Origin of the sequence: Serratia sp. NGAS9, from assembly GCF_009905295.1 — a bacterium.
GTDB lineage: Bacteria > Pseudomonadota > Gammaproteobacteria > Enterobacterales > Enterobacteriaceae > Serratia > Serratia bockelmannii.
Map to the genome: position 1 here is coordinate 1,293,825 of NZ_CP047605.1, position 17,850 is coordinate 1,311,674.

General features: G+C 59.5%; 21 protein-coding genes. 10 read left to right on the plus strand and 11 right to left on the minus strand.

From position 1 onward, the window contains the following. Window positions 1-217: 217 nt before the first annotated feature. The gene (locus tag GUC32_RS06180; RefSeq protein ID WP_004939694.1) at window positions 218-655 is read right to left on the minus strand and encodes a PACE efflux transporter; all 438 of its coding nucleotides are present in this window, start codon (window positions 653-655) and stop codon (window positions 218-220) included. 112 nt (window positions 656-767) lie between these two features. Here GUC32_RS06180 and GUC32_RS06185 point away from each other — a divergent pair, with 112 nt between their 5' ends. Continuing rightward, window positions 768-1,661 carry a LysR family transcriptional regulator gene (locus GUC32_RS06185; protein WP_025301946.1) on the plus strand — a complete coding sequence of 298 codons (894 nt, stop codon included), beginning with the start codon at window positions 768-770 and terminating at the stop codon, window positions 1,659-1,661. Between the two features lie 16 nt (window positions 1,662-1,677). On the opposite strand, the gene GUC32_RS06190 is transcribed toward GUC32_RS06185, so the two are convergent. Both GUC32_RS06190 and GUC32_RS06195 read right to left on the minus strand, forming a co-directional pair. Continuing rightward, window positions 1,678-2,241, minus strand: coding sequence for a DedA family protein (locus GUC32_RS06190; RefSeq protein ID WP_025301947.1), 564 nt, complete (start codon window positions 2,239-2,241; stop codon window positions 1,678-1,680). Window positions 2,242-2,291: 50 nt separating this feature from the next. Further along, on the minus strand, window positions 2,292-2,969 hold the full coding sequence (locus GUC32_RS06195; protein ID WP_025301948.1) for a DJ-1/PfpI family protein: 678 nt from the start codon (window positions 2,967-2,969) through the stop codon (window positions 2,292-2,294). A gap of 91 nt (window positions 2,970-3,060) precedes the next feature. Between GUC32_RS06195 and GUC32_RS06200 the strand changes: the two genes are divergently transcribed. The 3 genes from GUC32_RS06200 to pbpG all read left to right on the plus strand — a co-directional run bounded on the left by GUC32_RS06200 (window position 3,061) and on the right by pbpG (window position 6,234). Beyond that, window positions 3,061-4,005, plus strand: a complete 945-nt coding sequence (locus GUC32_RS06200) for a GlxA family transcriptional regulator (RefSeq protein WP_197826219.1) — start codon at window positions 3,061-3,063, stop codon at window positions 4,003-4,005. A 44-nt stretch (window positions 4,006-4,049) separates the two neighbouring features. After that, on the plus strand, window positions 4,050-5,153 hold the full coding sequence (locus GUC32_RS06205; RefSeq protein ID WP_369435616.1) for an adenosylhomocysteinase: 1,104 nt from the start codon (window positions 4,050-4,052) through the stop codon (window positions 5,151-5,153). Between the two features lie 151 nt (window positions 5,154-5,304). Continuing rightward, window positions 5,305-6,234 carry a D-alanyl-D-alanine endopeptidase gene (pbpG, locus tag GUC32_RS06210; protein ID WP_025301951.1) on the plus strand — a complete coding sequence of 310 codons (930 nt, stop codon included), beginning with the start codon at window positions 5,305-5,307 and terminating at the stop codon, window positions 6,232-6,234. A gap of 34 nt (window positions 6,235-6,268) precedes the next feature. Here pbpG and GUC32_RS06215 read toward each other — a convergent pair whose 3' ends face one another. Next, complete coding sequence (locus tag GUC32_RS06215) at window positions 6,269-6,724, minus strand: GNAT family N-acetyltransferase (protein WP_016928647.1); 456 nt, start codon at window positions 6,722-6,724, stop codon at window positions 6,269-6,271. Between the two features lie 76 nt (window positions 6,725-6,800). On the opposite strand from GUC32_RS06215, the gene GUC32_RS06220 reads away from it, so the two are divergent. The 5 genes from GUC32_RS06220 to GUC32_RS06240 all read left to right on the plus strand — a co-directional run bounded on the left by GUC32_RS06220 (window position 6,801) and on the right by GUC32_RS06240 (window position 11,390). After that, window positions 6,801-7,205, plus strand: a complete 405-nt coding sequence (locus GUC32_RS06220; protein ID WP_049203833.1) for a VOC family protein — start codon at window positions 6,801-6,803, stop codon at window positions 7,203-7,205. A 119-nt stretch (window positions 7,206-7,324) separates the two neighbouring features. Further along, window positions 7,325-8,230, plus strand: a complete 906-nt coding sequence (locus GUC32_RS06225; protein ID WP_311271911.1) for an alpha/beta fold hydrolase — start codon at window positions 7,325-7,327, stop codon at window positions 8,228-8,230. 403 nt (window positions 8,231-8,633) lie between these two features. Next, the gene (locus GUC32_RS06230) at window positions 8,634-9,419 is read left to right on the plus strand and encodes a TauD/TfdA family dioxygenase (protein ID WP_204275824.1); all 786 of its coding nucleotides are present in this window, start codon (window positions 8,634-8,636) and stop codon (window positions 9,417-9,419) included. Between the two features lie 11 nt (window positions 9,420-9,430). After that, window positions 9,431-10,348 carry an AEC family transporter gene (locus GUC32_RS06235; RefSeq protein WP_025301959.1) on the plus strand — a complete coding sequence of 306 codons (918 nt, stop codon included), beginning with the start codon at window positions 9,431-9,433 and terminating at the stop codon, window positions 10,346-10,348. 121 nt (window positions 10,349-10,469) lie between these two features. Further along, window positions 10,470-11,390, plus strand: coding sequence for a DUF808 domain-containing protein (locus GUC32_RS06240; RefSeq protein WP_025301960.1), 921 nt, complete (start codon window positions 10,470-10,472; stop codon window positions 11,388-11,390). A gap of 229 nt (window positions 11,391-11,619) precedes the next feature. Here GUC32_RS06240 and GUC32_RS06245 read toward each other — a convergent pair whose 3' ends face one another. The 7 genes from GUC32_RS06245 to GUC32_RS06275 all read right to left on the minus strand — a co-directional run bounded on the left by GUC32_RS06245 (window position 11,620) and on the right by GUC32_RS06275 (window position 17,040). Continuing rightward, window positions 11,620-12,159, minus strand: coding sequence for a GNAT family N-acetyltransferase (locus tag GUC32_RS06245; protein WP_025301961.1), 540 nt, complete (start codon window positions 12,157-12,159; stop codon window positions 11,620-11,622). Between the two features lie 112 nt (window positions 12,160-12,271). Then, entirely contained in the window at window positions 12,272-13,297 is a 1,026-nt protein-coding gene (locus GUC32_RS06250; protein ID WP_025301962.1) for a MerR family transcriptional regulator, read from the minus strand. 233 nt (window positions 13,298-13,530) lie between these two features. After that, window positions 13,531-13,980 (minus strand): type II toxin-antitoxin system PemK/MazF family toxin, encoded by a 450-nt coding sequence (locus tag GUC32_RS06255; protein ID WP_049208951.1) that lies wholly within the window; start codon window positions 13,978-13,980, stop codon window positions 13,531-13,533. A 152-nt stretch (window positions 13,981-14,132) separates the two neighbouring features. After that, window positions 14,133-14,945, minus strand: a complete 813-nt coding sequence (locus GUC32_RS06260; RefSeq protein WP_025301963.1) for a MetQ/NlpA family lipoprotein — start codon at window positions 14,943-14,945, stop codon at window positions 14,133-14,135. Window positions 14,946-15,074: 129 nt separating this feature from the next. Further along, complete coding sequence (locus tag GUC32_RS06265) at window positions 15,075-15,926, minus strand: DUF1460 domain-containing protein (protein WP_049208950.1); 852 nt, start codon at window positions 15,924-15,926, stop codon at window positions 15,075-15,077. Window positions 15,927-16,030: 104 nt separating this feature from the next. Then, window positions 16,031-16,573 carry a GNAT family N-acetyltransferase gene (locus GUC32_RS06270; RefSeq protein WP_043136785.1) on the minus strand — a complete coding sequence of 181 codons (543 nt, stop codon included), beginning with the start codon at window positions 16,571-16,573 and terminating at the stop codon, window positions 16,031-16,033. After that, window positions 16,573-17,040, minus strand: a complete 468-nt coding sequence (locus GUC32_RS06275) for an acyltransferase (protein WP_099816722.1) — start codon at window positions 17,038-17,040, stop codon at window positions 16,573-16,575. The genes GUC32_RS06270 and GUC32_RS06275 overlap by 1 nt, the downstream gene beginning before the upstream one ends. A 205-nt stretch (window positions 17,041-17,245) precedes the next feature. Between GUC32_RS06275 and GUC32_RS06280 the strand changes: the two genes are divergently transcribed. Continuing rightward, a complete protein-coding gene (locus GUC32_RS06280; RefSeq protein ID WP_019453944.1) occupies window positions 17,246-17,836 on the plus strand; it encodes a Yip1 family protein in 591 nt (196 codons plus the stop codon). The last annotated feature ends 14 nt before the right edge of the window (window positions 17,837-17,850 follow it).

The following is a 17,850-nucleotide window of genomic DNA, read 5'->3' on the forward strand; positions in this document are numbered from 1 at the left end:
TGAAAACAAAAGCGCATATTATTCAGTAAGATGAGTCTCATTATCAACACGGAAATATCGAACGATAAAAGTGATTGAAATCACAGAATAATAATTACCGTGCAAATTAAAGGGATTTGGAGGTTATTTCGCGTGAGGGGGGAAGGCGGGCGGAAAATAAAGCGATGGCGCCTGCGCGGCAATGAGCGTGCGCAGGCGAATCGGACGAGGAGCAGGCTTAGGCGGATTCACCGGCCGGCAGAGCCGAAGCCGGCAGGCCGAACAGCTTGTCGAACGCCCAGTTAAACAGGAAGGTGTAGCAAGGAATGATGACGATCAGCGCCATATCCAGCAGCAGCGCCTGCCACAGCGTGATGCCCATCCACCAGGCGATCAGCGGGATCAGATACACCACCAGCGTCAGCTGAAAGCCGACGGCGTGCAAAATGCGGCGTTTGAGCGTGCGGGTGCGCGACACCTGGCGGCTTTCCCACCACTCGAATAAATAGTTGTAAATAAAGTTCCAGCTTACCGCGATGGTGGTGATCACCACCGCCAGCGGCCCGGTGCTGCTTGGCGCATGGCCCGACAGCAGCGCCAGCCCCAGCGCCGAGATCGCCATGCCGATGATTTCATAAGCGGTGACATACACCAGTTTGCGTTTGACGCCTTGCATCGTTTTCTCCCGATCTGTTTTTAGTTGCCTCTGTGGCGACGGCGGCTAAGATAACGTCAATCACATTGATAGAAAAAGTCAGGAGCTGTCAGTTTTTCTGACAGGTTGAGCGATGAATTTTTCCAGCGACAACATCGAACTGTTTTTGGCGGTGCTCGACCGCGGCTCATTTTCCGCCGCCGCCCGCGCGTTGCGGCGCGTACCGTCTGCGGTCAGCATGGGCATCGCCAACATGGAGGCGGAGCTCGGTTTCGCCTTGTTCGACCGTTCTCACCGCGAACCGACGCCGACCGCGCTGGCGCTGGCCCTGGCGCCGCACGCCCGCCTGATCGCCGGGCAGCTCAAGCAGCTGCAGGTGCACGCCATCGAGCTATCCCAGGGGCTGGAGAGCCGGCTTTCGATCGGCGTGGCGTCGGATATTAACGGCGCCGGCCTGCTGGCGGCGGTGAAAACGCTGTCGCAGCGTTATCCGCTGCTGAACATTGAAGTGCTCAGCGCGCCGCAGGACGACGTGCTGCACATGCTGCATCAGGAGCGCATCGGCGTTTGTCTGGCGTTCGGCGGGCTGAACGTCAACAGCGCGGAACAGTTTCACTTCGTCGGCGCGGAATCGCTGGTGGCGATGCTGTCGCCGCAGCATCCGGCGCTGGACGGCGCGGCGGGTGAGCTGTTTCTCGAAGATCTGGTCAACGTGCGGCAGATCATGGTGGCCAGCCGCGATCTGCCGATCGGCGATCTGCGTCCGCAGGTGGCGGAGGCGTATTGGCGCACCGACAGCCTACCGATGGCGCTGAACATGGTGGAGGCGGGGCTGGGGTGGGGAAATTTCCCGCTGTCGCTGGCCGAGCCGCTGCTGGCGCAGGGGCGGCTGGTGCGGCTGAAATTCAAAAATACCAAGAACGAGCTGCGCTTGCCGATGCATTTGATCTGGCTGAAGAACCGCCCGTTGGACAAGGCGGCGCGCGAGCTGGTCGAGCTGATGCGCACGGCGCCGCAGGAAAGCTGACGCCCGCTGCGTTTGCTTACTCCGGGTGGCGTTTACGCCACCAGAAACGCACCAGCAGGATGGCGGCGATCGCCAGCGCGACAAACAGCAGGCCGGAGAGTTTTTTGTCGAAGCCGGTAACGAAGCGTTCGATCGCCTGGCCACCAAAATAACCGAGCATGACGAAGATCGTCGCCCATAAAATAGCGCCGAGGATATTGAGCGGTACGAAGCGCGACGGCGGCAGGCGGCTGGCGCCGATCAGCACCGGGCCGATGATGCGGAAACCGTACATAAAGCGCACCCCGATAACGAACAGCATCGGGTGGCGAGCGATCAGCCTTCTGGCGCGCGCGATGCGCTTTTCCTGTCCCTTGAGCCGCGAGATGACGCGGCCTTCAAACCGGCGGCCGGCGAAGTACAGCAACTGGTCTCCCATCATGCCGCCCAGCGCCACCACCGCGATCACCCACGGCCAGTGCAGCAGCCCTTCGTGGGCGGCGATGCCGCCCAGCAGCGTGATGGTCTCCCCTTCCGCCAGGCAGCCGATAAACAACGCCCAGTAACCGTAGTCCGTAATGTAGTGGGCCAAATCGGTCATTCCTTACTCCTTATGTGGCTGACGCATAAGGGCAAGTATACGCCCGATCGCTAGCCTTGGGCGATTTGGGCCACCAACGCTCTGCGCCGCGCCAGGCTTTCCGCCATTTGTGCCTGTACCTTGGCGTAAATGTGCGGCGGGGCCAGTTCCGGCGTGCCGCCCTCGAACGGCGGGGCCGGGGCGTATTCCAGATAAAGTTGGATCGTCTGAGCGGTGTCTTCGCCGTGCAGTTCGGCGATCAGTGCCAGCGCGAAATCGATGCCGGCGGTGACGCCGCCGCCGCTGATTACGTTGCCGTCGCGTTCTACGCGAGCAGCGCTGGGTATGGCGCCGAACAGCTTCAGGCTATCGCGCATAGACCAGTGGCAGGCGGCGCGTTTACCCAGCAATAGCCCGGCGGCGGCTAGGATCAGCGAACCGGTACACACCGAGGTCAGGTAGCGAGCATCGGTGCCCAGCCGACGGATTTGCCGCATGAATGCTTCATCCTGTAATGCCTGGGTGCAGCCGCTGCCGCCCGGCACGCACAGCACGTCGCAGCGCGCGATCTCCGGCAGCGGGCGCAGCTGAGTGAAGTGCAAGCCTTCCGATTCGACATCCGCGCCGTCTACCGAAGCGACGATGATTTCCGCGCCCGGCATGCGGCGCAGAAACTGCAGCGGGCCGGTGAAGTCGAGTTGGGTGACGCCTTGATAGATGGGAAATACAATCACGAGTGGTTCAGACATGACATTCGCCTCATTTTTATCGTTGGACCTGGGCCATAATAGCCGCCCTGTTTTTGGCTGATATGACAGATAACCCTCAAAAAGCGCCATCATGAAAACGATCGGTTTTGTGGTCTTTCCCGGTTTCAACCTGCTGGACTTTGCCGGCCCGCTGGCGGCGTTCGATAACGTCAACCAGTTTACCGATCCGCCGGCCTACCGCTGCGTGGCGATTTCGCCGCAGGGTGGCATGGTCGCCAGCTCGGCCGGGGTGGAGATCGCCACGCAGCCATGCGGTGACGAGCGTTTCGATACGCTGGTGGTGGCTGGCGGCAGCGGCAACGTGATGGCGGCGCAGTCACCGGCGCTGACGGGGTTCCTGACAATCCACAGCCGGCGTGCGCGCCGCATCGCCAGCGTGTGCACCGGCGCGTTTATTCTGGCGGCCTGCGGCTTGCTGGACGGCAAGCGCGCCACCACCCACTGGTATCACGCGGCGCGATTGCAGCAGAGTTATCCGCGTATCCGTGTCGACAGCAACCGCATTTTCATTCGCGATGGCGATATCTGGACCTCGGCCGGCATCAGTGCCGGCATCGATCTGGCGTTGGCGCTGATCGAAGACGATTTGGGCGCCACCCTGGCGGCGGCCGTGGCGCGGCAGCTGGTGGTCTACCACCGACGCCCCGGCGGGCAGTCGCAGTACTCGCTGCTGCTGGCGCTGAATCCGTCGTCGGATCGCATGCGTGCAGCGCTGTCGTTCGCGCGCGAACATTTGCACCTGCCGCTGTCGGTAGCGGATCTGGCTGACGCCGCCTGCCTGAGCGAGCGTCAGTTCGGCCGGCTGTTCCGCGCCGAAACCGGGCAGACGCCGGCCAAGGTGATCGAGCAGCTGCGGGTAGAGGCGGCCAGGGTACGTGTCGAAGAGAGCGCCGAGCCGCTGGAGGCGATCGCCCGTTCGGTGGGGTTCAGCGATCCAGAACGCATGAGACGGGCGTTTATCCGCGTCTTTGGCCTGTCGCCGCAGGCGATCCGCCGGCTCGGCCGCGCGGGATAATTTTTTGCCACGCCTGGCGGCGGGGCACATCAGAGGAGCAACGGATGTATCAGGACTTCGAGAGCGAATTGAGCTGGGCGACGCGTCATATGCCGCGCACCCGGGCGGCGATGGCGGCGTTGCCGGACCTGCACGGGGTGCGGCTGGCGTGCAACATGCACCTGGATTTGAAAATGGCGCCGCTGGTGGCCGGCCTGCTGGACAAGGGCGCGGCGATCTTCTTGACCACCTGCAATCCCACCACGGTGCAGGACGATGTGGTGGCCTGGCTGGAACGGCGGGGCGCGCAGGCCTATGCCAGGCGTGACATGAGCGCCGGCGAATGGTCGGAATCTTTCGACCGCGCGCTGGCCTGGCGGCCGACCCACCTGTGCGAAATGGGGGCGGATCTGACCACCCGTCTGCACCAGTCGCCGGGTGGCCCGCAGATCGTCGCCGGGCTGGAGGCCACCGGCTCGGGCATCAGCCGGTTGAACGGCGTGGCGCCGCGCTATCCGATCTTCAACTGGGACGATCTGCCGGTGAAAGAAGGGCTGCACAATCGGCATATGGTTGGGCTGACCGCCTGGCATACCTTCTTCCAGACCACCCATTTGACGCTGCACGAGAAGCGCGTGCTGGTGATCGGTTACGGCCTGGTCGGGCAGGGGACGGCAGCGGCGGCCAGGGCCTACGGTGGCCAGGTGATGGTGGCGGAAATCGATCCGGCGCGCGCGCTGCAGGCGCGTTATGACGGCTGGCAGGTGGTGGATCTGGCGAGCGCGATCGCGCAGGCGGACGTGATCGCCACCGCGACCGGCGCGAAAAACGTGCTCTCGGCGCAGCATCTGCAACAGGCGCAGGACGGCGTGTTTATCCTCAACGTCGGCCACGTGGCGGAAGAGATCGACGTCGGCTTCCTCAAGGGCTTGCCGCACCACGAGCCGATGCCTTATGTGAACGCTTACCAACTTAATGAAAAGACGGTCTATTTGCTGGCCAATGGCTCGATGTTCAACCTGACCGCCGGCTATGGCGACAGCCTCAACGCCTTCGACGTGACGCTGGCGGTGATGGCGGCCGGCATCGGCCATATCGTCGGCGCCGGGGCGCGGCAAACGCCGGGGCTGTACCTGCTGCCTCAGTCGGCCTGGCAGCCGGCGCTGTAACTTTTTCTACGCGGGCGTTCATCCCAGAGCGCCCGCGGGCTGCGTCGTTTTTCGGCCGACAGAATTTGTCACAAATCCGCCATACAATCCCAGTGCCAAGCGCTGAACCCTCACATATAATTCGCTGAGTTCAAGCCCCCATTTCAGAGTAATGCCTGTGAAAATACGTGTTTTGGTTCTGACCCTGCTCGCTTTGCAGGCGGGCGCAGGCTTTGCGCCGCGCGCGCTGGCCAGCGACAACGCCGCCGCCGTACACGCCACCCAGCCGGAGCTGGCCTCCGGCAGCGCGATGGTTGTCGATATGCAAACCCATAAGGTGATGTACGCGCGCAACCCGGATGAAGTGGTGCCGATCGCCTCGATCACCAAGCTGATGACCGCCATGGTCACGCTGGACGCGCACCTGCCGCTCGACGAGATGCTGTCAGTGGACATCCACCAGACGCCGGAGATGAAAGGGGTGTATTCGCGGGTACGGCTGAACAGCGAAATCAGCCGCAAGGACATGCTGCTGCTCGCGCTGATGTCGTCGGAAAACCGCGCGGCCGCCAGCCTGGCGCACCACTATCCGGGGGGCTACAACGCCTTCATCAAAGCGATGAACGCCAAGGCCAGGGCGCTCGGCATGACCAATACCCATTATGTGGAACCGACCGGGCTCTCTATTCATAACGTGTCGACGGCGCGCGATCTGACCAAGCTGCTGATCGCCACCAAACAATACCCGTTGATCGGCCAGCTCAGTACCACCACCGAACGCATGGCCAGCTTCAAGGATCCCAACTACACGCTGCCGTTCCGCAACACCAACCACCTGGTGTACAACCCGAAATGGAACATTCAGCTGACCAAGACCGGCTTCACCAACCAGGCGGGGCACTGCCTGGCGATGCGCACCATGATCGGTAACCGCTCGGTGTCGCTGGTGGTGCTGGACGCCTTCGGCAAATATACCCACTTCGCCGACGCCAACCGTCTGCGCAGCTGGATCGAAACCGGCAAGGTGACGCCGATCCCGGCCGCCGCCCGCGACTATCGTCGCCAAAAAGACGCCAGCCTGGCGAAAAACGCCACCGAATGACCCGCCTGGCGGCCTGCTCATTTGCAGCAGGCCGCTATCGGCCCTCGGGCCGCCTGATGACAAATCCCCGCTCGCGATCGCCGTCGAAACCTGCTTTGAGATAAAGCTGGTGCGCGCCGGTGCGTTGCTGCCCCGACAGCAGCATCACCTTGTAACAGCCCTTGCGCCAGGCCAGCTGCAGCGCGTATTCGATCATCGCGAGCGCCACGCCGTGGCCGCGATAGGGCTCCGCCGTCACCACATGCTCAATAACACCGAACGGCTGCGCCTGGTGTGCCAGCCCCGGGATCAGCGCCAGCATGCAGGTGGCGATCGGTTGTTCCTCGTCCGCTGCCACCACCAGACGGATCGCCGGATCGTCCAGCAGACGTTGCAGGGTTCGGCGCGCATCGTCGGCGCGCAGCGGCGCGTCCTGCGGGCGCAGCTCGCGATACAAGGCTAACAGGCCGTTGAGATCGTCCGGCTGCGCCAGGCGATGAATGATGCTCATGGTTGCTCCTTTCCGCCGCTTCAACGGTAATCCGCTATCCTCCATTAATACCACAACGTTTGCCGGAGGGGATGTTATGAGTCAGGTTTCGACCTTTGTCATGTTCCAGGGAGAGGCGCAGCGGGCGATCGATCTCTACAGCCAGGTGTTCGAGCGTTTTCGGCTCATGCAGGTACAGCATTACGACCCGACGCCGGACGGCCGGCGATTGATCAAGCATGCTGCCATCGATTTCGATCGGCAGAACCTGGTGTTTATCGACAGCCCGATCAGCCATGACTTTAGCTTCACCCCGGCGGTGTCGCTGTTCATCAACCTGCCTAACGAAGAAGCGTTGGAGCGGGCGTTCCACCGGCTGGCGGAGGGCGGCAAGGTGCTGATGCCGCTCGATGACTACGGCTTCAGCGCCCGTTTCGGCTGGCTCAACGATCGTTTCGGCCTTTCCTGGCAGCTCAATGTGCCGGCGGGCGATCTGCCCTGACGCTAAGGGAGAATGTGCAAAAGAATGGTAATTACTGCTGTTATTTCATATTGTTATAACCATTCTGGCGAGGAGCTTTGCCGTAGGAAATACCGACAATATTCATGGAAAGGTGCGCTTTGATTGATTTTGACCGCTATGTTGAGCAAGCGAAGTCTTACGGCGAGTGGCCGGGCGGGCATGTGGAGATGTCGTCCGGTCGCGTTGAGGGATTGAGCTATCGCCTGTATCGGCAAACTGCCGCGAGTGCAGACGTGATGGTGGTGTATCACGGCGGCGGGGTTAACAGCGCTGCCGGGTATGACGTCCTGGCGCGCCAGTTGGCGGCCGAGCCAACGCTCGCGGTGTGCCTGGTCGATATTCGCGGACATGGCGATTCCACGGGAGAGCGGGGAACGGTTGAGCGGCCTGAGCGTATTTGGCGCGATGTCGATGTCATCCTGGCGGAAATGCGCCTGCGTTTTCCGTTGGCGCGCAGGCACCTGCTTGGCCATTCCAGCGGCGCCGGGATGTTGCTCAACTACTTGACCCGTTATCCTTGCGAGCAGCAGGCGGACAGCCTGATCATGCTGGCGCCGGAGCTGGGGCCATTTTCCGGCATAGCCCGCGATCTGACGGCGGCGGCCCGTTTTGCTCAGGTGCGCCAATGGCCCTTTGTGGCCAATGCGCTCAGCGGCGGGCGCTGGTTTGGGCAATCTCGGGCGGTCAGCCTGAATTTTCCCCCAGCCGTGCTGGCCGCCGCCCCCGATTTTGTCTGTCAATACAGCGTCAATATGGCTAACGCGTTGACGCCACGCACCCCGGCCAAGCAACTGGCGGCGCTGCGATTACCGACTTTGCTGCTGGCGGCCGCGCAGGACGAGTTGTTCAATGCGCAAGCGATGCAGCGCTTCGTCGAACAGCATGGCAGTGCGCATGTTGCCTTTGGCTTGCTTGAGGGCAGCACGCATTTATCGTGCGTATTTGAGGCCCACGGTCATGTCCTGCGCTATCTCTCGGGCGTATTCGCTATCGCATCCGATTGAGACGTATGCGCGTAGCTGTTTGTTTATTAATCACTTCTTCTCCACCGCTAACTGGACGGAGGAGTGGTGATTAAGATCACGAAATTAGTTAATAAATCTTTATGAATTTGATTGCGTAATGTTAACATCCTGCCGCTTTCATTAGGCTTGCTAATGATATTCTTATTGTCAAGGAATGCTCAGGATGGATTACCAAAACGTCTTTCAATTGACGGATCAGGAAAGAAACGAGTTATTTTCGGCATTAGATAAAATTGCTTACGATCCCGCCGGCGGTGATGCGTATATTCACGCCATACGTTCGGCCATGATCACCCACTTACCCCACAGATTAAGCGCCGCATTAGGCCAGCAAAAGGCGTCAATCAAACCACGGCCTTATCTTATTTTAAAAAATGTGCCGGTGGATAAAGAAGTGTTCTTTTCCCCTTGTCCGAACCAATATACGCCTTCGGCCAAATCAGGGAATATCAGTGAAAACCTGTTGGTCGGCATCTCTTCGCTAATTGGTGAACCCTATTCGATGTATTTCGAAGGGAAAGAACTGATCAATAATCTGATCCCCAAACGCGAAGCCAAAAAAGAATATACCGGTCTGGGGTTCGATGTTGAATTGGATTTCCATATTGAAAATGCGGCCCTGAAACACCTGGAGCAGTTCAACGTCTCGCCGATGGGGTTGCTGTTAGCCGGCGTGCGCCGCGATCCGCACAGCCCGATGACGCGTATCTCCGATTCGCGTTTGGCTATCGCTCAACTGAGCCGCGAGGACGTCGAAACGCTGGCCAGCCCGCTGTACAGCATCAAGCTGCCATACCGTTGGCGCCAGTCCACGCAGGCCGGGCGCGAAGAAACCGCGCTGGTGCCGCTGATTTCGCAAAACCATGTTCTGCCGGATGTGAGCGCCGTTTTCTATCCCGGCATGATTGCCGCCAGCACGCCGCGAGCGGAAGCCGCGCTGGAGCGTTTCTACGGGCTGGTGAAAGAAAATGCCATCGGCATCGATATTTGCCCGGGCGATTTGGTGTATATCGATAACCGTTTTGCGCTGCATTCACGCGATAAATTCACGCCATCTTTCGATGAAAGAGATACGCCGTTGCGCTGGGTGCAACGCGTCTTCATTTCGGCAAGCTTGTGGAATCACCGCAACCTCAATCAGGTTGAAGAGCGCATTTTCTCGATTTAAGGTTATTATTCATGCTGAACGTTTTTCTTTCTATATTGCCGATTTTTTTGTTAATCGTGCTGGGCTATTTGTCAAAGCTCTATGTTAAAGACGTTGCCGTATTTTGGGGCTTCTCAGACAAATTCGTTTATTACCTGTTTTTTCCGGCGCTGTTGATATTGGATATCAGCGAGGCGGATTTTAGCGGCGCGGACAGCTTTTATCCCGTTGTGGCGACCATAGTTTCCACGCTGGCCATCGCGTTGATTATTTTCGTTGGCAAACTGTTTTTCAATACGTCGGCCGATCTGTTTACCTCCATTTTTCAGGGCGGAGTCAGATATAACTCTTATGTATTCATCGCGCTGTCGCAATCGCTGTTCGGCAGCGAGGGGGTGGCGCTGTCCGGTTTCTTCGTGGCCTATATGATCATTCTGACCAACATCATGAGCGTGTTGGTGATGAACCATTACGGCACCGGCAGCAAGAAAAGCCTGAGCGGCGCGCTGCTGGCGCTGACGAAAAACCCGCTGATCATCGGCGCGTTGTTCGGGGTGCTGATGAACCTGTGCAACCTGCACATCACCGGCGCGCTTAAACAGCTGTTCGTTTATCTCTCCAACGCCGCCACGCCGCTGAGCCTGATGTCGGTCGGCGCAGGGTTGATCGTCAGCATGCATATTCGCAAGCTGGTTTCCATCTCTTATGCGACCGTGCTGAAACTGGTGGCCATGCCGCTGATTACCATTGCGCTGGTGCACTATTTCGGCGCCACCGGCGTGCCGGCCAGCATCGCCATTCTCTACTCCGCCGTGCCTTGTGCCGGCAACGCCTATATTCTGGCGCGGCAAATGGGGGGCGATCATGAAGCGATGGCCTCCATCATCACCTGGACGACGCTGCTGTCGGTGATTACCGTCACCTTCATCCTGGGCAGCGTAGCGCTTTAACGTCGGCGCCGGGCGGCAATCGCCCGCCCGGCATTTTCCGAGATCCTCCATATCCTTTCATGATGCTTTACCGCTATGCTAAACATAGAATGGCCCGTGAATATGAAAAGGATGAATTATTTTGGCAGGAAGTAGCTTACTTACCCTCATCGACGACATTGCCTCGTTGCTGGACGATGTCTCGTTAATGAGCAAGATGGCGGCGAAAAAAACCGCCGGGGTGCTGGGGGACGATCTGGCGCTCAACGCGCAGCAGGTCACCGGCGTTAAAGCCGACCGCGAGCTGCCGGTGGTGTGGAGCGTCGCCAAAGGCTCGCTGATCAACAAGGCGATCCTGGTGCCGCTGGCGCTGCTGATCAGCGCCTTCGCGCCCTGGGCGATTACGCCGTTGCTGATGGTGGGCGGCGCCTATCTGTGTTACGAAGGGTTCGAAAAGGTGTTTCACAGCCTGAGCCACGGCAAGGCGGCGCAGGAGGAAAAATCGGACGGGCCCGGCGCCAATGAGGACGCCGCGGCTTATGAGAAGCGCAAGGTGAAGGGGGCAATACGCACCGACTTCGTGCTGTCCGCCGAGATTATCGCCATTACCTTGGGCACCGTCGCCGGCGCCACCTTTAGCCAGCAGGTGATCGTCTTGTGCGGCATCGCCGTTGTGATGACGCTCGGCGTGTACGGCATCGTCGCCGGCATCGTTCGGCTGGACGATCTGGGGCTATATCTGAGCCGCAAACGCAGCGCAGTGGCGCGCTCCCTCGGCGGCGGCATCGTGCGCGCCGCGCCTTATCTGATGAAAACGCTGTCGATCGTCGGCACTGTTGCCATGTTTATGGTCGGCGGCGGCATCCTGACCCACGGCCTGCCGCCGGTGCATCACCTGTTCGAAGACTGGGCCTCGTACACCACCGTGGTGCCGACGTTTGGCCATCTTTTGCAGGGTGTGGTTCCGGCACTGCTGAACGTGGCGTTCGGGCTGGTGGCCGGCGGCGTGGTGCTGGCGGTGGTGTCGGCGCTGGGCGCGGTACGCGCGCGTTTCAAGGCATGATGAAAAGTCTCGCCCCGGAAGGGGCGGGACGTATGAGACGGATTAAAAGATCAGTTTGAGAACGCCGGTAATCGTCAACAAACCCACGATGAAGATGATGGCGACAATCCACAGAATAATTTTCATTCACTTCTCCCTTACCGGTTAGATGGCGTGCGCGATTGGCGCTAACTCAATGAAATCCCTCTTCACTATAGACGCTAACTTCCTATCGTGCGTCGCCATGCATTCAAGGATGCCGATTGTCGCCGTCACCCAGCGCGCGCTGCATAATCTGCGTGTCACGCCATTCCCCCAGTTTGAACCCCACGGCCTTTAACGTTCCGGCGCTGGTAAAGCCGAGCGACTGGTGTAGCGCCAGCGAGCCGTGGTTGGCGGCGGAATCGCCGACGATCGCCAGCATCTGGCGCCAGGGGCCTTGCTCGCAGCGCGCGATCAGCGCGCTCAGCAGCGCCTTGCCGACGCCTTTCCCCTGTTGCCCTTCGGCGATATACACCGAGTCTTCTACGGTAAAGCGATAGGCCGGCCGGGGGCGATATGGCGTGGCATAGCAGTAGCCCATAACACGGCCTTCGCTTTTCGCCACCAGCCAGGGCAACCCGGCTTCCCGCACCTTGCCTAGCCGCAGCTGCATTTCCGCCAAGGTCGGCGGCTGTTCTTCAAACGAGGCGGCACCGTACAGCACGTGGTGAGTGTAAATTTGCAGCACGGCGGCCATATCGTCCGGCGTGGCATCGAGGAGGCTGAGTACGGGAGCGGAGAGCGTCATGGTAATGCCTGTTTACCTTGGAAATCAGCAGATAAACGCCATTATGCGCGCCGCTCGCCGCCGGGATAAATCGGGTTTTCTTATGGTGAGATAAGAAAATCCTATGAGCTATTCAGCCGCGCATCAGCCGGGCCACGGCCTGGCGCAGATAGGCCAGCAACGGCGGAGTCAGCCAGGTGCCCTCGGTCAGCGAGGGTTCCCGTTCCATCGCTTCACGGATCTTCATCTGCGTCGCCGGGTTGGTGCCGGCATAGGATTGGAACAGCGCCAGCCAATCGGCCGCCAATCGCACCGCCTCCGGCGAATCGGCAGGTATGCCGTCGTTCATTGCTTGATGGAATTGAGCGATCAGAGCCGGCCACTCCTGCAGGCGGGTGAAATAGTGTTGACGCACGTAGGCGTACTCTTCCACCGACAGGTATTTTTGATAGACAGCCAGCTTGGTTTCGGCAAAGGCGCGGGTGATGTAGTCCGTCATCGTCGGTGTAATGCCGGTCTGTTCGCGCATCGACGGTTCGTCGGCGTGCATGGCGTTAAGCCGGGTGAGAAAGGCCGGGTTGCCGGCGGTGTCGCGTTCCAGCATCAGCATCCAGCGGCGTGCCATCGCCTGAGCCTGTGGCGCCTGAGGTTCGATGCCTTCCGCCATCAGTTGTCCCACGCTGCTCACCAATGCAGCCCATTCCTGATTGCGGGTGGGATCAGCTTGGTAGAATGGTAGTTGCATCAGCTCATCGGCGGTAAAGTATTTATCGTACATGGTCATTAACTCCAACGTAGTCAGCCAGTCGTTCAGTTCCGGTTCGTGCCCGGCGGAAAGTTGGGCATGCATGTGCTGCAGCCGGCCGCGCAATGCGGCGATCTGTGCCAACTGCTGCTCCAACATGGCGATCTGCTGCTCAATCACCGCCGGAAGCGCTGGCCCTGAACGCGCGAGAATTGCCCCGACTTCCGCCAGCGAAACGCCCATCCGGCGCAGCGCCTGGATGTGGTGCAAGCGGGTGATGTCAGCCCGGTTGTATAAACGATAACCAGCGTCGGAACGCGCAGAAGGGACCAGCAAACCAATGCTGTCATAGTGATGCAGTGTGCGAACGGTAATGCCGGAACGGCGCGCCAGTTCGCCGACTTTCAATAACATATGTAGCTCCTCCCTTGTGCGTGCCGGGATACTAAAGCCTGACGCCACGTAAGGGTCAAGAGCGGGAAGAAAAGATGACGTTTTAAAAATCGGTAGGCGCCAGAGAGGCAAAAGCCCAGCTGGATGGCTGGGCTTCGCAGGTCCCTGAAAGGGAGGGTATAGCATAAGGGCCTTTATCGGCTACGGCGACAATTTCACCTGATTTGTCTGTTTTGTCAACAACAGCGTACTGGTCAGAACAGCATATTTTTGGCATTGATCGACTTAATGACGGCGCGTTGTATGTCAGCAACAAGCTCGCGCGACAGACACTGGGTAAGAAAGCCTCTCTCTTTACGGGCTCTGTTCAGCCGTTGGCGGCTGACTTGCTGCACCAGATCGCCCTTTGCCCAGCGCGTTTGCGGATGAAGGAATCTCATATCTTCGATGAGTTCACGCGTGATTTCGATGTGCAATCCCCGTTCGATCTTGTTCGAATCTCTGGTGGTCGACAGCGGTACGATAATGCAGGCGTTGCCGTTAATTTTGCCGTTTAACACAACAACTAAACGGTTCTTCACCATTTCTGGTGGAATGTGGCCATCATAAAAGCCGGCTTCATGCGGTTGGCAGACTGATAGGGGATAGTTGCCATAGTTGCACTCGAGAATTTCCCCGACCTTGGGGGCAAATTTGATCGGCATCGATACACTCCTTTGTTGTGAACAATCCGTGTTATGGAGGAATGAGCATGCGGGCGTTTTGCTTTTAGAGAAAGGTGTGGCGTAAGGAAACGGGGAATGAAAGTGAAATATTGCGGATTCGTGCGCAGAATCCGCCTTGATGGTGGCCGAATTTACCAGCCTTTCACCGCGCCGCCGTTGAAGATTTTCTCGGCGGCTTTGGCGACTTCGTCCGACTCATAGGCCTTGATGAAGTTCTGTACGTTTGGCGCGTCCTTGTTGTCTTCGCGGGTGACGATGATGTTGGTGTACGGCGAGTCCTTATCCTCGATGAAGATGCCGTTTTTGGTCGGCGACAGGCCGGTCTGGTTGATGTAGGTGGTGCTGATGACGGCGACGGTGACTTTCGGATCGTCTAACACGTGCGGCAGCTGCGCACCTTCCAGCTCCATGATCTGGTAATGATGCGGGTTGGCGCTGATATCCAGCGCGGTGGGCAGCAACCCTTTGCCAGGCTTCAGGCTAATCAGCCCGGTTTTTTCCAGCAGCAGCAGGGCGCGCCCCAGGTTGGTCGGATCGAGCGGGATGGCGATCACCGCGCCGTCCGGCAGTTCTTTCAGCGATTTTATCTTTTTGGAGTAGCCGGCCATCGGGAACACGAAGGTATTGCCGACCGCCACCAGCTTATAGCCGTGATCTTTGTTTTGCTGTTCGAGGAACGGGCGGTGCTGAAACACGTTGGCGTCCAGTTCGCCTTTGTCGGTGGCGTCGTTCGGCAGCAGCGAACCGCTGAAGCCGACCAGCTCGACGTCCAGCCCGTATTTCTCTTTCGCCACCTGCCTGGCGACTTCCGCCACGTCCTGTTCCGCGCCGTTGATGACGCCGACTTTGATATGGTTTTGGTCGGTTTTTTGATCGCAGCCCTGAAGCGCCAATACGGCGGCGAAGGCCGCCGCCAGAGGGGTGATACGCCAGCGTAAGGTCATCGAAGTCTCCCTGAAAAAAACAATAAAATCAGTTGGTTTTTGTCCTTACAGCTAAGCCTGAACCGCCGGCGAAGTCAAACGCTCGTTCAGCATAAACGGCTATAGCTTATAGCCGTTATGCGGCGGTGATTATCGGCTGAGCGAACGCAGCACCACGATGCCCGGCGTAGCCATCACGTAATCCATAAAGGGTGAGTCGACGACCTGCATGTTGGCCTTGCGCGAGGAGGCGTTGCGCAGCACCGGGCCATGGTCGGTCATCACGAAGATGCCGGTGTGGGTCACGTCCAGCCCGGCGAGGTTGGTGTAAATACCGATGTAGTCGCCGGTGCGCAGCTGGGCCAGCACCTTGTCGTCGACGTTGTCGCTGGGAATGTAGGTGACGCTGCGCTGCACGTTGGGCAAGCCGGGCAGGTAGCTGCTGCCGTCCGCCTTTTGATTGAGGTTTTTCACGAGGCTGACGGCGTGCGGGCTGAGCTGGGCGGTGATGTCTTCGGCCACTTTTTTCGGCCGCTGCGCCCAGTCGGTGAAGAAGTGTTTGCGCTGCGGGAAGGCGATGTTGCCGTCGACGTAGCGAATGTCTACCAGGCGCTGAACGAACTCGGCTTCGCTGCGGGCGGTGCTGAGCGCTTCCACATAATCGATGTAGGTGAAGCAATCCAGTCCGCGGAAGTCGATCACCAGCTGCTCGGGCGTGTTCTGCGAACCGATCAGACGGTTGGCGAGATACGGCGTGCCGAGAAACTCGCGCGAAATCAAATCGACGGTGCGACCATGCGGCTGCGCGGCGGGCCAACCGGCGCGCAGCGCGAGGATCTCACGCAGCTTGCTGCGGGTGCTGGCGTCCATCTCCGGCTGCACGCCCGGCGGCGAAACGGTGACGTCGGTCGGCGGCGTCGCGGGGGAGACGGCGGTGGAGCGTTCGGCGCATCCGCTCATAGCGATAGCTAACATCAGTAAAACAGCCTTGTTCTTGTTCATACGGCCCTCCCTGGGTGTCGCTGGCTTATCAGAGTAAGTGATAACAGTTCTCATCCGATGGTAGGGGTTAAAAAGTAAACATCACCTCAATGGCAATCGATAAATCAGTAACCGATTTCGCTATTGAACGGCAAATACCAGAACAGCGCGATTTCGTGATCGGCGATCTCCGGTTCGGCGCGGTACAGCAAACGGTCGATGCCGCCGAGGATAAACCCGTAATGCTGGTAACAGCGGCAGGCCGCCAGATTGTTGTTCTGCGTTTCGAGCATCATACCTGAGGTTTCCTGCTGCCGCGCCCACCGTTTGGCGCAGTCCAGCAGTGCCCCGGCGATGCCCTGACGGCGCGCATGAGCGCTGACGGCGATCTCGTCGATCAGGGTGTAACCGTTCCAGTTTTTGCTCAGCGTGATATGGCCAACGGCGTCGTTCTGACGATACGCCAGGAAGGTCACGCTGTCTTCGTTGGCGAACGGCGCCAGCGGATACCGTTTGCGAAATGGCGCCACCGGGCGGGTTGGCCAGCTGTCCACCGGGCTGTCGAACTGCGGCAGGGCGTAACAGGCGATGGTGAAGCTGAAATCGCCGCGGGCCAGATAATCGTCGGGCAACGCCTCAATGGCCGCGATGCGGATGGCCGGGTTCATTACGGCAGCTCCCGCAGCAGACGCGCCGGGTTGCCGGCGTAGATCCCCTTGCGGGTGATATCGCGGGTCACCACCGCCCCGGCGCCGATCACCGCGTCGTTGCAGATCTCTACCGCCAGGATCGTGGCGCCGGAGCCGATGGACACCCGATCGCCGATGCGCGTGCGCCCCCAACTGGCCGGATCGGCGTTGGGCGCGCCGTCCCGGAACAGATCGTTGGCGAAGGTAACGCCGTGGCCGACAAAGCACGCTTCGCCGAGGGTGACGTATTCGCAGATAAAGCTGTGCGACTGAATTTTACTGCGCGCGCCGATGCTGACGTGGCGCTGGATCTCGACGAACGGGCCGACGAAGACATCGTCGCCGAGCCGGCAGCCGTAAAGATTGCAGGGCTCGACAACGGTAACGTTGCGCCCGGCGTCGACGTCGACGATCCCCGCCTGACGGGTGGTGATTACGGATGACATGACCTTCCTCGCAGCCTGGTTTTTATGGTGGGAGTATAAGACAAAGCGCTGCGGCGTTGCGCTTTCCGCACGTTTTTTCGCCGAAAGACTATAATTAGTACAGGGGAGAGAGCCCCGTGGCCGCAATCCTCGCACGGGTAGCAGTCCGTCGGAGGTGTGAAATTCGTTCGCCGATCGCGGCCTACGGCGAGATAGGAGGTGTCTCATGGTCAGTCATGTTTGGGGACTTCTGGCGCATCCCAGCGCCGAGTTCGAACAGATCAAAAGCGAGAATGAAAGCGTCTCGCACCTATACACCCATCACGTGTTGCTCTTGGCAGCCATCCCGGTGGTCTGCGCCTTTATCGGCACCACCCAGTTGGGCTGGCTCTCCGGCGAGGGACATGCCATCAGGCTCGACATGTTTACCGCGTTTTATACCGCCGTGGCGTTCTACCTGCTGATGCTGGCGGGCGTAGCGGCCATGGGGAAAGTCATTCACTGGATGGCGCGGCGTTATGAATCGCGCCCCAGCCTGCACCGCTGCATGGTGTTCGCCGGCTACGTGGCGACCCCGATGTTCCTCAGCGGGGTAGTGGCGCTCTATCCGGTCGTCTGGCTGTGTCTGTTTGTCGGCATTATCGGCCTGTGCTATTCGGGCTATCTGCTGAATCTGGGGATCCCGCACTTCCTGAATATCGACAGTAAGGAAGGGTTCATCTTCTCCAGCTCGACCTTCGCCATCGGCATTCTGTTGCTCGAGCTGCTGCTTGGGGTGACGGTGCTGCTGTGGGGGTACGGTTCCTGGTTGTTCTGAGTTAACGGCTGTTG

Bases quoted from the DNA above. Each gene is read 5' to 3' on its own strand.
- GUC32_RS06180 (WP_004939694.1), bottom strand. From the start codon at position 655: ATGCAAGGCGTCAAACGCAAACTGGTGTATGTCACCGCTTATGAAATC.
- GUC32_RS06185 (WP_025301946.1), top strand. From the start codon at position 768: ATGAATTTTTCCAGCGACAACATCGAACTGTTTTTGGCGGTGCTCGAC.
- GUC32_RS06190 (WP_025301947.1), bottom strand. From the start codon at position 2,241: ATGACCGATTTGGCCCACTACATTACGGACTACGGTTACTGGGCGTTG.
- GUC32_RS06195 (WP_025301948.1), bottom strand. From the start codon at position 2,969: ATGTCTGAACCACTCGTGATTGTATTTCCCATCTATCAAGGCGTCACC.
- GUC32_RS06200 (WP_197826219.1), top strand. From the start codon at position 3,061: ATGAAAACGATCGGTTTTGTGGTCTTTCCCGGTTTCAACCTGCTGGAC.
- GUC32_RS06205 (WP_369435616.1), top strand. From the start codon at position 4,050: ATGTATCAGGACTTCGAGAGCGAATTGAGCTGGGCGACGCGTCATATG.
- pbpG (WP_025301951.1), top strand. From the start codon at position 5,305: ATGCCTGTGAAAATACGTGTTTTGGTTCTGACCCTGCTCGCTTTGCAG.
- GUC32_RS06215 (WP_016928647.1), bottom strand. From the start codon at position 6,724: ATGAGCATCATTCATCGCCTGGCGCAGCCGGACGATCTCAACGGCCTG.
- GUC32_RS06220 (WP_049203833.1), top strand. From the start codon at position 6,801: ATGAGTCAGGTTTCGACCTTTGTCATGTTCCAGGGAGAGGCGCAGCGG.
- GUC32_RS06235 (WP_025301959.1), top strand. From the start codon at position 9,431: ATGCTGAACGTTTTTCTTTCTATATTGCCGATTTTTTTGTTAATCGTG.
- GUC32_RS06245 (WP_025301961.1), bottom strand. From the start codon at position 12,159: ATGACGCTCTCCGCTCCCGTACTCAGCCTCCTCGATGCCACGCCGGAC.
- GUC32_RS06250 (WP_025301962.1), bottom strand. From the start codon at position 13,297: ATGTTATTGAAAGTCGGCGAACTGGCGCGCCGTTCCGGCATTACCGTT.
- GUC32_RS06255 (WP_049208951.1), bottom strand. From the start codon at position 13,980: ATGCCGATCAAATTTGCCCCCAAGGTCGGGGAAATTCTCGAGTGCAAC.
- GUC32_RS06260 (WP_025301963.1), bottom strand. From the start codon at position 14,945: ATGACCTTACGCTGGCGTATCACCCCTCTGGCGGCGGCCTTCGCCGCC.
- GUC32_RS06265 (WP_049208950.1), bottom strand. From the start codon at position 15,926: ATGAACAAGAACAAGGCTGTTTTACTGATGTTAGCTATCGCTATGAGC.
- GUC32_RS06270 (WP_043136785.1), bottom strand. From the start codon at position 16,573: ATGAACCCGGCCATCCGCATCGCGGCCATTGAGGCGTTGCCCGACGAT.
- GUC32_RS06275 (WP_099816722.1), bottom strand. From the start codon at position 17,040: ATGTCATCCGTAATCACCACCCGTCAGGCGGGGATCGTCGACGTCGAC.
- GUC32_RS06280 (WP_019453944.1), top strand. From the start codon at position 17,246: ATGGTCAGTCATGTTTGGGGACTTCTGGCGCATCCCAGCGCCGAGTTC.